The 12,863-nt window shown below is 74.8% G+C and carries 10 protein-coding genes and 1 tRNA gene; 8 read left to right on the top strand and 3 right to left on the bottom strand.

Features of this window, described 5'->3' with window-relative positions; all coding sequences use genetic code 11:
* Positions 1-116 precede the first annotated feature (116 nt).
* A complete protein-coding gene (locus tag Cpa01nite_RS01020) occupies positions 117-1,325 on the top strand; it encodes an ROK family protein (protein WP_203666857.1) in 1,209 nt (402 codons plus the stop codon).
* Between the two features lie 168 nt (positions 1,326-1,493).
* Here the strand turns inward: Cpa01nite_RS01020 and Cpa01nite_RS01015 are convergent.
* Positions 1,494-1,576 (bottom strand) — tRNA-Leu (locus tag Cpa01nite_RS01015).
* A 269-nt stretch (positions 1,577-1,845) separates the two neighbouring features.
* Between Cpa01nite_RS01015 and Cpa01nite_RS01010 the strand changes: the two genes are divergently transcribed.
* Genes Cpa01nite_RS01010 through pknB form a run of 7 tightly spaced genes read left to right on the top strand, consistent with a single transcriptional unit; the run spans position 1,846 to position 10,747 of the window.
* On the top strand, positions 1,846-2,559 hold the full coding sequence (locus Cpa01nite_RS01010; RefSeq protein WP_203666856.1) for an FHA domain-containing protein: 714 nt from the start codon (positions 1,846-1,848) through the stop codon (positions 2,557-2,559).
* 21 nt (positions 2,560-2,580) lie between these two features.
* Positions 2,581-3,081 carry an FHA domain-containing protein FhaB/FipA gene (locus Cpa01nite_RS01005; protein ID WP_203666855.1) on the top strand — a complete coding sequence of 167 codons (501 nt, stop codon included), beginning with the start codon at positions 2,581-2,583 and terminating at the stop codon, positions 3,079-3,081.
* A gap of 8 nt (positions 3,082-3,089) precedes the next feature.
* On the top strand, positions 3,090-4,406 hold the full coding sequence (locus tag Cpa01nite_RS01000) for a Stp1/IreP family PP2C-type Ser/Thr phosphatase (protein ID WP_203666854.1): 1,317 nt from the start codon (positions 3,090-3,092) through the stop codon (positions 4,404-4,406).
* Positions 4,406-5,881: an FtsW/RodA/SpoVE family cell cycle protein gene (locus Cpa01nite_RS00995; protein ID WP_203666853.1), complete on the top strand. Its 1,476-nt coding sequence runs from the start codon at positions 4,406-4,408 to the stop codon at positions 5,879-5,881. The genes Cpa01nite_RS01000 and Cpa01nite_RS00995 overlap by 1 nt, the downstream gene beginning before the upstream one ends.
* Entirely contained in the window at positions 5,878-7,335 is a 1,458-nt protein-coding gene (locus tag Cpa01nite_RS00990) for a peptidoglycan D,D-transpeptidase FtsI family protein (RefSeq protein WP_203666852.1), read from the top strand. The genes Cpa01nite_RS00995 and Cpa01nite_RS00990 overlap by 4 nt, the downstream gene beginning before the upstream one ends.
* A complete protein-coding gene (locus tag Cpa01nite_RS00985; RefSeq protein WP_203666851.1) occupies positions 7,332-8,750 on the top strand; it encodes a serine/threonine-protein kinase in 1,419 nt (472 codons plus the stop codon). Before Cpa01nite_RS00990 ends, Cpa01nite_RS00985 begins: the two co-directional genes overlap by 4 nt.
* Positions 8,750-10,747 carry a Stk1 family PASTA domain-containing Ser/Thr kinase gene (pknB, locus tag Cpa01nite_RS00980; protein WP_203666850.1) on the top strand — a complete coding sequence of 666 codons (1,998 nt, stop codon included), beginning with the start codon at positions 8,750-8,752 and terminating at the stop codon, positions 10,745-10,747. Before Cpa01nite_RS00985 ends, pknB begins: the two co-directional genes overlap by 1 nt.
* A 176-nt stretch (positions 10,748-10,923) precedes the next feature.
* Here the strand turns inward: pknB and Cpa01nite_RS00975 are convergent, their stop codons facing one another.
* Both Cpa01nite_RS00975 and Cpa01nite_RS00970 read right to left on the bottom strand, forming a co-directional pair.
* Positions 10,924-11,814, bottom strand: coding sequence for a hypothetical protein (locus Cpa01nite_RS00975; RefSeq protein ID WP_203666849.1), 891 nt, complete (start codon positions 11,812-11,814; stop codon positions 10,924-10,926).
* A 425-nt stretch (positions 11,815-12,239) separates the two neighbouring features.
* On the bottom strand, positions 12,240-12,863 hold the full coding sequence (locus tag Cpa01nite_RS00970) for an aminodeoxychorismate/anthranilate synthase component II (RefSeq protein WP_203666848.1): 624 nt from the start codon (positions 12,861-12,863) through the stop codon (positions 12,240-12,242).

The raw sequence follows: 12,863 nt of genomic DNA, 5'->3' as shown, positions 1-12,863 counted from the left end.
GCCCCCTCCGTCGCGGACACCGGCCGGGCGAACTTCTTCGTCGCCCACTAGATCTACTTGGCAAATCAAGTCGCCTCGGGCAGTGTGTCAGCGCCGAGGAAGGGCGGTCAAGACCTGTGACGACCCAGCACCACCGCGCCGCCCCGCGGCCCGCGAGCCTGGACGCCGTGCTGTCCTGCGCGTGGGAGGCGGCCGAGCTCACGGCCAGCGACGTCATCGCGGCGACCGGCCTCACCCGGTCCACCGCCATCGACGCGCTCGACGCGCTCACCGCCACGGGGCTGCTGCGTGAGCTGCCGAACGCGCGGGAGGCCGGCGCCTACCGCAAGGGCCGCCCCGCGCGCCGGTTCGAGCTGCGCGCGGACGCCGCGGTCCTGGTCGGCGTGGACAGCGGGCAGGTCCACGTCACCGCCACCGTCACCGACCTCCGCTGCGCGCCGCTCGGGACCGCCCGCGCCGTCCTGGACGTGTCCCACGACGATCCGGCGCGCCGGCGGGCCGCCGTGCTCGCGGTCGTCGACGAGGCGCTGGCCGAGGCGGACCGGTCGCGTGCGGACGTCCTGGCGCTCTGCGTCGGGGTCCCCGCGCCCGTGAACACGCACGGCGCCTCGCCGCCGCACCCCGACGGGTTCTGGGACCGGATGAACCCCGGCTTCCAGGAAGCCCTCGCCGACCAGGCCCCCGTCGTGCTGGTCGAGAACGACGCCTCGCTCGCCGCGGTGGCGGAGGGTGCCCGCGGCGCGGCCGTCGGCTGCCGCAACTACGTCGCCCTGCTCGCCGGGGAACGCCTGGGTGCGGGCGTCGTCGTCGACGGCCGGGTGCTGCACGGCACCCACGGGGGCGTCGGCGAGATGGTGGCGTTCGACCTCGTCGAGGGGGTGGGAGCGGCGTACGGGCTCGGCGCGCGCGCCGCCGGGTGGGCGGCGGACGCGGTGGCGCGCGGGGAGGTCGCGCCGGGCGGCCCGCTGACGACGGTCGCGGTGGAGGAGATCGACGGCCGGCTCGTGCTCGAGCTCGCGGCCGCCGGCGACACCGACGCCCTCCGCGTCGTCGAGCGCGTCGGCGCCGTGCTCGCGCGGGTCGTCAGCGTGCTGGCCAGCATGTTCGACCCCGAGCGGATCGTCGTCTCCGGCGCGGTCGCCGCAGGGGTGGACCAGGTCGTGGAGGCCGCCCGTGCGGCGCTGCCACCCGGGCTGCACCTGCCCGCACCGGACCTCGTCGTCTCGCCCCTCGGCGCGGACGTGGTCGTCACCGGGGCGATCGCGCAGGCGCACGCGGCGGCACGGCGGCGGGTGCTTGACGTGTGGGCGGCGCGCGAGGGTTGACCCGCACGGCGTCCCCGGCTCCGTCCGCCGCCGGTACGGCCGCCACCGCGCCTGCGCTCGCGTCGTCGCGCTGTCGGCCCCGTCCGGGTCGGGAGGAGCGGCGCGACCGGCACGGAGGAACGCGAGAACCCCCGGCCGGATCTCTCCGACCGGGGTTCCCGTCATGTGTGCGCGAGGGGGGATTTGAACCCCCACGCCCTTTCGGACACTGGCACCTGAAGCCAGCGCGTCTGCCGTTCCGCCACTCGCGCGCCGCAGAAGATTAACACGATTCCGGGGGGCCTCTTGACCACTCCCCCGCGACCCCCGGCACGACCCCGGCGCGGGCCCCGCGAGACGGCTCGGGGCGCCCACCTGCACAGCCCCCGCACACCCCGCCGCAGCCTCTCCACCAGCCCCGCGCCACTCCCGTCGTCCCCAGGGAGAGCCCGCGGACCTGCTCCGCGGCTACCATCGGGGCAGTGTGTCGGGTGCACGTCCGTGCCCGACCGTTCGCGCGTGCGGTGAGGAGGTGGTGGGCGTGGGGATCCTGGACCGGTTCGAGCACGGTGTGGAGCGCGTCGTGAACACCGCGTTCGCCAAGGCCTTCCGCAGCGAGGTGAAGCCCGTCGAGCTGGCGAGCGCGCTGCGCCGCGAGGTCGACGACCGCGCTGCCGTCGTGGGCCGCGACCGGACGGTCGTGCCGAACGAGTTCACGCTGGAGCTCTCCCCGTCCGACTACGACCAGGTCGAGGCGTGGGGCGCGGAGGCCCTCGCGGACGAGCTGGCCGCGAACGTCACGGAGCACGCGACGGGCCAGCGGTACGCGTTCGTGGGCCCCGTGACCGTGGCGTTCCACGAGTACGAGGACCTCGAGACCGGTCGGTTCCGGGTGAAGTCGGCCACGGTGCGCGGCGCGGCCGCCCCCGCGACGACCGCCGCCCCGAGCCCGCGGCACCCGCTCATCGACATCGACGGCCAGCGGTACCTGCTGACCGGGCCCGTGACCGTCATCGGCCGCGGCTCCGAGGCGGACATCGTGGTCGACGACCCCGGCGTCTCCCGCCGGCACCTGGAGATCCGGGTCTCCCCCCAGGGCGTCGTCGCGTCCGACCTGGGCTCGACGAACGGCCTGTTCGTCGAGGGCCACCAGGTTCCCGCCGCGACACTCCTCGACGGGAACACGCTGACGATCGGCCGGACCCGCATCATGTTCTGGACGGGCGACGGCGACGGACAGGACCTGGACGAGTGAGTCACGGCACGCAAGGCACGCATGAGTGAGCTGACGGTCACCCTGCTCCGCCTGGGGTACCTGGTGCTCCTGTGGGCCTTCGTGCTGTCCGCGATCGGCGTGCTGCGCCGGGACCTGTACGGGACCCGCATCACGAGCCGCCGGCGCCCCCGGGCCGCCGCGAACCCGGCCCCGCCCGCCGGCGCCGCCGCCACGGCCCCCACCCCCGACCGGGGACGCGGCCGCAAGAGCGGCCCCACCCGCCTGGTCGTCACCGAGGGCCCGCTGCGCGGCACGACGCTCCCGCTCGGGTCGTCCGCGGTGCTGATCGGCCGCGCGCCGTCCTGCACCCTCGTGCTCGACGACGACTACTCGTCCTCCCGCCACGCCCGGGTCTACCCCGAGGGCGGTCAGTGGCTGGTCGAGGACATGGGCTCGACGAACGGCACCTTCGTGGACGACCAGAAGGTGACGGACGCGGTCCCGGTCCGCCCCGGTGCGCAGATCCGCATCGGCCAGAGCGTCCTCGAGCTGCAGGGGTAGCGGGGATCGTGGGCATCGCGCTGCGGTACGCCGCCCGGTCCGACGTCGGGCTGGTCCGGTCGAACAACCAGGACTCCGCGTACGCCGGGCCGCACCTGCTGGTGGTGGCCGACGGCATGGGCGGCCACGCCGGCGGCGACGTCGCCTCGTCGGTGGCGATCGCCGCGCTCGCGCCGCTGGACGGCGAGTCGCACGGCCCCGACGACGCGCTGGACGAGCTCGAGCGCGCCCTCGAGGAGGCCCGCGAGGAGATCATCAGCCGGTCGGAGTCGAACCCCGAGCTGGCCGGGATGGGCACGACGGTCACCGCGATCCTCCGCGCCGGGAACAAGCTGGCGATGGTGCACCTCGGCGACTCCCGCGGGTACCTGCTGCGCGACGGCGTGCTCACGCAGGTCACGACGGACCACACGTTCGTGCAGCACCTGGTCAACACGGGCAAGATCACGCCCGAGGAGGCGGAGACCCATCCGCAGCGCTCCGTCGTCATGCGGGTGCTCGGCGACTTCGACGTCGACATCGCGCCCGACCTGTCCGTCCGCGAGGCGCGCGCCGGCGACCGGTGGCTGCTGTGCTCGGACGGGCTGTCCGGGTTCGTCAGCGGCGAGACGATCGCGCGCACCCTCTACGAGCTGACCGACGTCGACACCTGCGCCGAGCGCCTGGTGCAGCTCGCCCTGCGCGCCGGCGGCGGCGACAACGTCACGGTCGTGGTCGCGGACGTCCTCGAGCTCAACGAGGTGCGCGACGGCGCCGGCCCCACCACGAACGCCGTGGTCGTCGGGTCCGCGGCCGTCTCGCGCAACCGCCCGACCTCCGCGCAGGACGGACCCGCTGCCCGCGCCGCCGAGCTGTCCCGGCAGAGCACGCCCGGCGCCGGGGTGCCGGTGGTCGACGGGGTGGACGACGACGAGGAGGAGGACGAGGACCCGCGCGAGCGCCGCGCCCGCCGCCGCCGGCGCGTCCGGCGCGTCGTGCTGAGCCTGCTCGCTGTCGCCGTCGTCGTCGCGGGCGCCTTCGGGTTCTACCGCTGGACGCAGACGCAGTACTACGTGGGGACGGACGGCGACACGGTCGCGATCTACCGCGGCATCCCGCAGTCCGTCGGCCCGCTGTCCCTGTCGGAGGTCGTCGAGACCACGGAGGTCGCCGTCGACGACCTGCCCGCCTTCGTCCGGGACCGCGTCGAGCAGACCATCCACACCGCCTCGCTCGCCGACGCCCGCGAGCGCGTCGAGCAGCTCGCGGCGGACGCCGAGGCCGAGACCGAGGCGGACGCCGAGCCCACGCCGAGCCCCTCCCCGACCGGCACGGCGGCACCCTGATGGCCACGGTGGAGGCGCACCGCGTCCGAGCCGGCCGCGGCACCGAGCTCGCCCTGCTGGTGCTGGCGCTGGCGATCGCGATCGCGTCGTACGCGCTGGTCGGGCTCGGGGCGACGGACGAGCTGCCGGCCGACGTGCTCGGCTACGGCGCGGGCATGACCGGCCTCGCACTCGCCGTCCACCTCGTGCTGCGCTGGCGCGCCCCGTACGCGGACCCGGTGATCCTGCCGTCGGTGATCGCGCTCAACGGCATCGGGCTCGCGATGATCTACCGGATCGACCTCGCCCGCGAGGCCCGGGGCGGCACCGAGATGTTCGCGGGCAAGCAGCTCGCGCTGTCCGCGGTCTCGGTGGTGCTGGCGTGCGTGGTGCTCGTCCTGCTGCGCGACCACCGCACGCTGCGCCGGTACACGTACACCGCGATGGTCGTCGGCCTGGTCCTCATCCTGCTGCCGCTGATCCCGGGCCTCGGCGTCACGATCAACGGCGCGCGCATCTGGATCCGCGCGCTCGGGTTCTCCCTGCAGCCGGCGGAGCTCGCCAAGATCGCGCTCGCCGTGTTCTTCGCCGGGTACCTGGTCACGCACCGCGACACGCTCGCGCTCGCCGGTCCCAAGGTGCTCGGCCTCCAGCTGCCCCGCGTGCGCGACTTCGGCCCGATCATCGTGGTGTGGGCCGCGTCGATCGCCGTCCTCGTGCTGCAGAGCGACCTCGGCACCTCGCTGCTGCTGTTCGGCCTGTTCGTCGCGATGCTCTACGTCGCCACCGAGCGGCTCTCCTGGATCATCATCGGCCTGGTCATGTTCGCCGGCGGCGTCGCCGTCGCGACCGCGACGTTCGGGCACGTCGCTGCCCGATTCCACATCTGGCTGCACGCGCTGGACCAGGACGTGTTCGAGCGTGCCCCGGGCGGCTCCGGCCAGCTCGTGCGTGGCCTGTTCGGCCTGGCCAGCGGCGGCCTGTTCGGCACCGGCTGGGGCCAGGGCCGCCCCGACCTCGTGCCGTTCGCCGAGTCCGACTTCATCATCGCCTCGCTCGGCGAGGAGCTCGGCCTCACCGGGCTGATGGCGATCCTCACCATCTACCTGGTGCTCTGCCAGCGCGGCCTGCGCACGGCGATCGGCGTCCGCGACGGGTTCGGCAAGCTGCTCGCCGCCGGCCTCGCGTTCGTCATCGCGTTCCAGTGCTTCGTGGTCGTCGGCGGCATCACGCGGATCATCCCGCTCACCGGCCTGACCACGCCGTTCCTCGCCTATGGCGGCTCCTCCCTGCTCGCGAACTGGATCGTCGCGGCCCTGCTGCTGCGGATCTCCGACGACGCCCGGCGCCCCGCGCCCGAGCCGGTCGGCGAGCTGCTGACCACCCCCGCCGGGGGCACGCCGCTCGACGAGGACGCCCGCAATCCGGTCGCCGTCGCCGGCGACGACCAGCCCACCGAGCAGCTGCGCCGCACGTCCGGGGGTGGTCGCGCGTGAACACCGCCCTCCGCCGCCTCGCGACCGTCGTCGTCGTCATGTTCCTGGCGCTCCTGGCCGGCACCACCTGGGTGCAGTTCGGCCAGGCGTCGGCCCTGAACAACGACTCGCGCAACGTCCGCACCCTGTACCGGGAGTACGGCAAGCCGCGCGGGCCGATCATCGTGGCCGGCCAGCCGGTCGCGCAGTCGACGCCCGTCGACGACCCGTTCGGGTTCCAGCGCTCCTACACGCAGCCTGAGCTGTACTCGACCGTCACCGGCTTCTACTCGGTCGTGAACGGCGGCTCGCAGCTGGAGCGCTCGATGAACGACGTGCTCACCGGCCAGGCGGACTCGCTGTTCTGGTCGCGCGTGCAGGACCTCATCACCGGCGCGCAGCCGCAGGGGTCGTCGATCGAGCTGACCCTCGACCCCGCGGCGCAGCAGGCGGCGGTCGACGCCCTGGGCGGCCAGCAGGGCGCGGTCGTCGCCGTCGAGCCGTCGACCGGCAAGATCCTCGCGATGGTGTCGACGCCCGGCTTCGACCCGAACGCCCTGGCCACGCACGACACGACGGCGGCGAACGCGGCCTACCAGGGGCTCCTCGCGGCCGACGGCGACCCGCTGATCAACTCGACGACCAGCGAGAACTACCCGCCCGGGTCGACGTTCAAGCTGGTGACCGCGGCCGCCGCGCTCGAGTCCGGCTCGTACACCCCGGAGTCCGTGCTGTCGGCACCGGACGTGTACACGCTGCCCGGCACCCGGACGACGCTGCCCAACTTCGGCGGGTCGTCCTGCGGCGCGAACGAGCAGACCACGCTCGCCGACGCGCTGCGCATCTCCTGCAACACCGCGTTCGCCTCGCTCGGCGTCGACCTCGGCGACGAGGCGATCCGGGAGCAGGCGGACAGGTTCGGCTTCGACCGGGCCGACCTCACGGTGCCGATGCGGGTCGCCGCGTCGACGTACCCCGAGGACCTGAACGACGCGCAGACGGCGCTGTCGGCGATCGGCCAGGAGTCGGTCCGGGCGACGCCGGTGCAGATGGCGATGGTCGCGTCGGCGATCGCCAACGGCGGGTCGCTCATGACGCCCTACCTCGTGCAGACGGTCCGCACCGCGAACCTCGACGTCGTCAGCGAGGCGGAGCCGACCGAGCTGTCGGAGGCGGTCTCGGGCACGACCGCGCAGCAGCTCACCGACATGATGGTCGGCGTGGTGCAGTCCGGCTCCGGCACCTCCGCCCAGATCTCGGGCGTGCAGGTCGCCGGCAAGACCGGCACCGCCCAGACCGGCGTCGAGGGCGAGTCCCCGCACGCCTGGTTCACCGGGTTCGCGCCCGCGGAGGACCCGCAGGTCGCGGTGGCCGTCATCGTCGAGAACGGCGGGTCCGTCGGCTCCGAGGCGACCGGTGGCCGCGTGGCCGCGCCCGTCGCCCGCGCCGTCATGGAGGCGGTGATCAACCCGTGAGGCCGGCACCGGGCGTGGTCCTGGGCGGGCGCTACCGGCTCACCCACCAGATCGCCATCGGCGGCATGGGCGAGGTCTGGGCCGCGCACGACGAGTCGCTGGCCCGCGACATCGCGATCAAGGTGCTCCGCGAGGAGTACGCCGGGGACACCGGGTTCCTCGAGCGGTTCCGCACCGAGGCCCGCAACGCCGGCAGCCTGTCGCACGAGGGCATCGCCGCGCTGTTCGACTACGGCGAGCAGGACGGGTCGGCGTTCCTCGCGATGGAGCTCGTCGTCGGCGAGCCGATGAGCGACCTGCTCGAGCGCGAGCCCGTGCTGCCCCCGCGGCGGCTGCTGCCGATCCTGGCGCAGACCGCGCGGGCGCTGCACGCCGCGCACGAGGCCGGCGTCGTGCACCGCGACGTCAAGCCCGGCAACATCCTGGTCACGCCGACCGGCAAGGTGAAGATCACCGACTTCGGCGTCTCGCTGTCGAGCAACCAGGTGCCGATGACCGCCACCGGCATGGTCATGGGCACCGCCCAGTACCTGTCCCCCGAGCAGGCCGTCGGCGGGCCCGCCACGGCGGCGTCCGACATGTACGCGCTCGGCATCGTGGCGTACGAGGCGCTCGTCGGGCACCGCCCGTTCACCGGGCCGACCGCGGTCGACATCGCGGTCGCGCACGTGAACACCCCCGTGCCGCCGCTGCCGCCGTCGGTCGACCGGCAGATCGCGCGCCTCGTCATGCGCCTGCTGGCCAAGGACCCCGCGGACCGGCCGCGCTCCGCCGAGGAGCTCGCCGACCTGTTCGACGCGCTCGTCCCGCACACGCCCGCCGGGGGCAGCCCGCCGGTGTCGATCGTGCCCGGGCGGAGCGCCTCGGCGGCGGGGTCGGGCGGGTCCGGTGCCGCGGCGGCACCGGCCGGTCCCGGCACCCGGTCCGGTGCCCGGGGGCGCACGGACTCCGGGGGCACCCGGCGTGGGGGCGCCCGGCCGAGCGCCACGGGCGCGACGCGCGTGCGGGGCTCCCAGGGGTCGGCGTCCTCGCCGGCCGCGGGCGTCGGTGCGGCACCGCCCTCGTTCGACCCCCGCACGGGCCGGCCCACCGGCTCGGCGCCCACCTACCGGGCGACCGGTCGACCGGGCGGGGCGCACGACGCCTCGCACCCCAGCACCCGGGCGCACGCCCGGGTCCAGCCCGGGGCCGGGGGACGGTTCCACGTCCGCTGGCCGCTCCTCGTGCTCGCGGTGCTCGTGGTGGCCCTGCTCGGCGCCGCCCTCGCGGACCGCCTGACGGGTGACGCGGGCACGTCGGCGCCCGTGGGTACGAGCGAGTACACCCGGGCGGACGGCGAGGGTGGGATGATCTGGCGAGCACAGTCCGGCGCAGCCGCGCCGGACGCGCAGACGACGACAGCGAAGGACGCCTAGTGGTGGACGACGGATCCCGGATCCTCGCCGGACGGTACGAGGTCGGTGAGCTCATCGGCCGCGGTGGCATGGCCGAGGTGCACATCGGGCACGACGCGCGCCTCGGGCGCACCGTGGCGATCAAGATCCTGCGCTCCGACCTCGCGCGGGACCCGTCCTTCCAGGCGCGGTTCCGCCGGGAGGCGCAGGCGGCGGCGGGGCTCAACCACCCGTCGATCGTCGCCGTGTACGACACCGGCGAGGACGTCTACACCGAGCCGACGGGCGCGACCGCGCACGTGCCGTTCATCGTCATGGAGTACGTCGAGGGCCACACGGTCCGCGACATCCTCCGCGACGGCCAGGCCGTGCCGATCGAGGAGGCCATCGAGATCACCGCCGGCGTGCTGTCGGCGCTCGAGTACTCCCACCACGCCGGCATCGTGCACCGCGACATCAAGCCGGCGAACGTCATGCTGACGCCGACCGGCGCGGTCAAGGTGATGGACTTCGGCATCGCGCGCGCCGTCGCCGACTCCGCGGCCACCATGACGCAGACCCAGGCCGTCATCGGCACCGCGCAGTACCTCTCCCCGGAGCAGGCGCGCGGCGAGACCGTCGACGCCCGCTCCGACCTGTACTCCGCCGGCTGCCTGCTGTTCGAGCTGCTGACCGGCCGGCCCCCGTTCATCGGCGACTCCCCCGTGGCCGTCGCCTACCAGCACGTGCGCGAGATCGCCCCGGCGCCGTCGTCGGTCGCGTCCGACGTGCCCGAGGTCCTCGACCGCATCACGGCCAAGGCGCTGGCGAAGGAGCGGGACGCCCGCTACTCGTCCGCCGCCGAGTTCCGCGCGGACCTCGAGGCCGCCGCCCGCGGGCAGGCCGTCTCGGCGCCCGCCGTGGCCGCCGCCGCGCTCGGTGCCGGTGCCGCGACCCAGGTGCTGACGCCGGACCCCGCGGCGACGCAGGTCATGCCGGGCGAGGCGCCGGCCTGGGCCCCCACCGGCCCCGGGACGTCGGTGCTGCCGACGCAGGGCGACGAGGACCCCGAGGACGAGAAGAAGTCCAAGCGCTGGCTGTGGATCACGCTGAGCGTCGTCGCGGCGCTGGCCGTCGGCGGCATCATCTGGCTGCTCATGCAGGACCGGGAGCCCGACGTCGTGATGGTCCCGGTCCCGTCGGTCGCCGGCCAGGCCGAGGCGGAGGCGACGACGGCGCTGACCGGCGCCGGGTTCGAGGTCGTCCGGCAGACGGAGGCGAGCGCGGACGTGCCCGAGGGCACCGTCACCCGCACCGACCCCGCCGGCGGCGAGGAGGCCGAGGAGGGCTCCGACGTCACGCTGTACGTGTCCGCCGGCCCGAACTCGGTCGAGATCCCCGACGTCAGCGGCCTCGCCCAGGACCAGGCACGCGCGCAGCTCGAGGAGCGCGGGTTCACGGTCGGGACCGTCCGTGAGGACGACAACCCGGCGCAGCCCGAGGGCCGCGCGCTGGGCACCGAGCCGGGCGCCGGGCAGTCGGCCCCCGAGGGCTCCGCGGTGACGCTGGTGCTGTCGTCGGGGCTCGTGCAGCTGCCCGACCTCGCCGGCCAGACCCGGGACGCCGCCGTGCAGGCGCTCAACGACCTGCGGCTGACGTCGAACGTCGAGCAGGAGGAGAGCGCGGAGGTCGCCGCCGGGACGGTCATCCGGCAGGACCGCTCGCCGGGCGTCGTGCCGCAGGGCACCCAGGTCACGCTCACGGTCGCGACCGCGCCGACCACGGTGACGATCCCGAACGACATCGTCGGCAAGTCCGAGGCGGACGCCACGGCGCAGCTCCAGGCCCTCGGGCTGCAGGTCAACTCGGTCCAGTCGGACGAGCCGTCGAGCCAGCCGGCCGGCGCGGTCCTGTCGTCCGACCCGCGCCCGGGTCAGCGCGTCGACATCGGCGCCACCGTGACCCTGACCCTGTCCGCGGGCCCGAACTCGACGGGCGGCGGCAACCCGGGCGAGGGCGGCAACGGCGGGGGCGACTGACGCCCCGCACCGCAGCACGCGCGAGGCCCCGGCCCTCCTGAGGGAGGCCGGGGCCTCGCGCCGTCTGGGCCGCGCCCGCCCGGCGTGCGCCCTCTCGCCCACTTCGGTGTCTTCCGCTCACTTCGGTGTGTGGCACCACCGAAGTCGCCGGAGACCACCGACGTCGGCGCCGAGCGTCACCGCCGCTCCACCCGGCGCCAGGCTCGGCGCACCCGTGCGAGCACCTCCGCCGGATGATCGAGGTCGGCCCAGGTCACCCGGACGACGACCCAGCCCTCCTCCTCGACCGCCTCCTGCCGGCGCTTCTCCGCCATGAACGCCGCTGCCGCCTCCTGCTGAGCGGTGCCGTACTTCACCCGGCCGTCGAACTCCACCGCCAGGCGCACCTCGTTCCAGCCGAGGTCCACCCAACGCCACCCGAGCCGGGTGCTCACACCCACCTGGAGATCGGGGCGCGGGAGGTCCGACGAGGCCAGCACCCACCGCAGCCGCGACTCGCCCGCGGAGTCGGCGCGAGGGTCCGCCAGCTCGAGCACACGTCGGGCCCTGCGCACGCCACGACACCCAGCCCGGGCGTCCAGGATGCGCCGGACCTCGGCAGGGTCGGCTCCGGCTCGCATCCCGGAGTCGGCGACCGCGAGCCCGTCCGCCGGTGGCAGGGAGGAGGCGCAGTCGACGAGTGTCCGGGCCAACGACGTCACCGGCAGCGCCAGGTGCCCGCTCACGTGCGCGGGACCGGGTGGGTCGATGAACAGGTGGTCCCTGACGCCCCCGGGGCCACGACCTCCCGATCGGCGGCGAACCGTGCTCGTGACGTCGACGACCGCGGGGATCGTCGTCAGCACGCATCCCCAGAGCACCGCGGCCGTCCCGTGGCTGAACCAGTGCGGGCCGGAACGCAGGGCGTGCACGGCAGCGGCGCGGCTCAGGAGGCGGTGCTGCTCGACGACCCAGGGCCGCACGTCCGTCGAGGGAGGTACGTAGATCCCCCGCGTGACGCGGATCAGCTCGAGCCGCCTCACCCGTGCTCGCAGCTCGTCGGCCGGCAGGTCGCCGGCGCGCACCACGCGCGGCACCGCCGGTCGCGTGATCGGCGCCCAGGCACGCCGAGGCGGCCGAGCGTCAGCCTGCCTGCGCCGCTCGGGGTCGGGTGAAGGGCCCGTGTCGGGCTCTCGCGGGTCGGAGTGGTCAGGCTGGGGTCGCGTCGTCGTGCGCATCGCCTCAGGCTGGCCGACCCGCCGCGCGTACCACCGCGGCGTCCCCAGCTCCGACAGCCCGGATCGGGCGCGCGGGCCTGTGGAGCGTTCGTCGGCGCGCCGTCACGCGCGACGGACTCTGGGAACCGGCTCCGGTCGCACGAGCTCGGCGCGCCTTCGGTGGTTCGGCGCGAGTTCGGAAGCTCGATGCACCGAAGCGGGCTCGAACCACCGACGTGGCCGACGAACACCGCCCGCGGCGCACCGGCCGCGGGGCGCACGCCCGCGCGGGTCGGTCAGGGGCGGACGAGGGGGTGGAGGCCCGCGGAGCGGGCGACCGCGTCCGGCTCGCCGGTCAGGGCGAGCCAGTTCGCCAGCAGCCGGTGCCCGCCCTCGGTCAGCACGGACTCCGGGTGGAACTGGACGCCGTGCAGCGGCAGCGTCCGGTGCTGGAGGCCCATGATGATCCCGTTGGCCCGGGCGGTGACCTCGAGGTCGGCGGAGACCGTGTCGTCCACGACCGCGAGCGAGTGGTACCGGGTCGCGGTGAACGGCGTCGGCAGGCCCTCGAACACCCCGCCGCCGTCGTGCGACACCCGGCTCGTCTTGCCGTGCATGAGCTCGGGGGCGTGCGTGACGGTGCCGCCGAACACCTCGCCGAGCGCCTGGTGCCCGAGGCAGACCCCCAGCATCGGCGTGCCCGACTCGGCGCAGTCGCGGATGACCTGCATCGACGCGCCGGCCTCCGCCGGCGTGCCGGGCCCCGGGGACACGAGGACCCCGTCGAAGCCCGCGCGCTCGGACACCGGCGGCACGGCGTCGTTGCGCACGACGACGGTCTCGGCGCCGAGCTGGTCCAGGTACCCGACGATCGTGTAGACGAACGAGTCGTAGTTGTCGACGACCAGGATGCGGCTCAT

The organism is Cellulomonas pakistanensis (genome assembly GCF_016862755.1).
GTDB lineage: Bacteria > Actinomycetota > Actinomycetes > Actinomycetales > Cellulomonadaceae > Cellulomonas > Cellulomonas pakistanensis.
The sequence above is the reverse complement of the archived record's forward strand: the minus strand, read 5'-3'. Positions and strand labels throughout refer to the sequence as shown.

Bases quoted from the DNA above. Each gene is read 5' to 3' on its own strand.
- Cpa01nite_RS00970 (WP_203666848.1), bottom strand. From the start codon at position 12,863: ATGAGCCGCATCCTGGTCGTCGACAACTACGACTCGTTCGTCTACACG.
- Cpa01nite_RS01005 (WP_203666855.1), top strand. From the start codon at position 2,581: ATGAGTGAGCTGACGGTCACCCTGCTCCGCCTGGGGTACCTGGTGCTC.
- Cpa01nite_RS00995 (WP_203666853.1), top strand. From the start codon at position 4,406: ATGGCCACGGTGGAGGCGCACCGCGTCCGAGCCGGCCGCGGCACCGAG.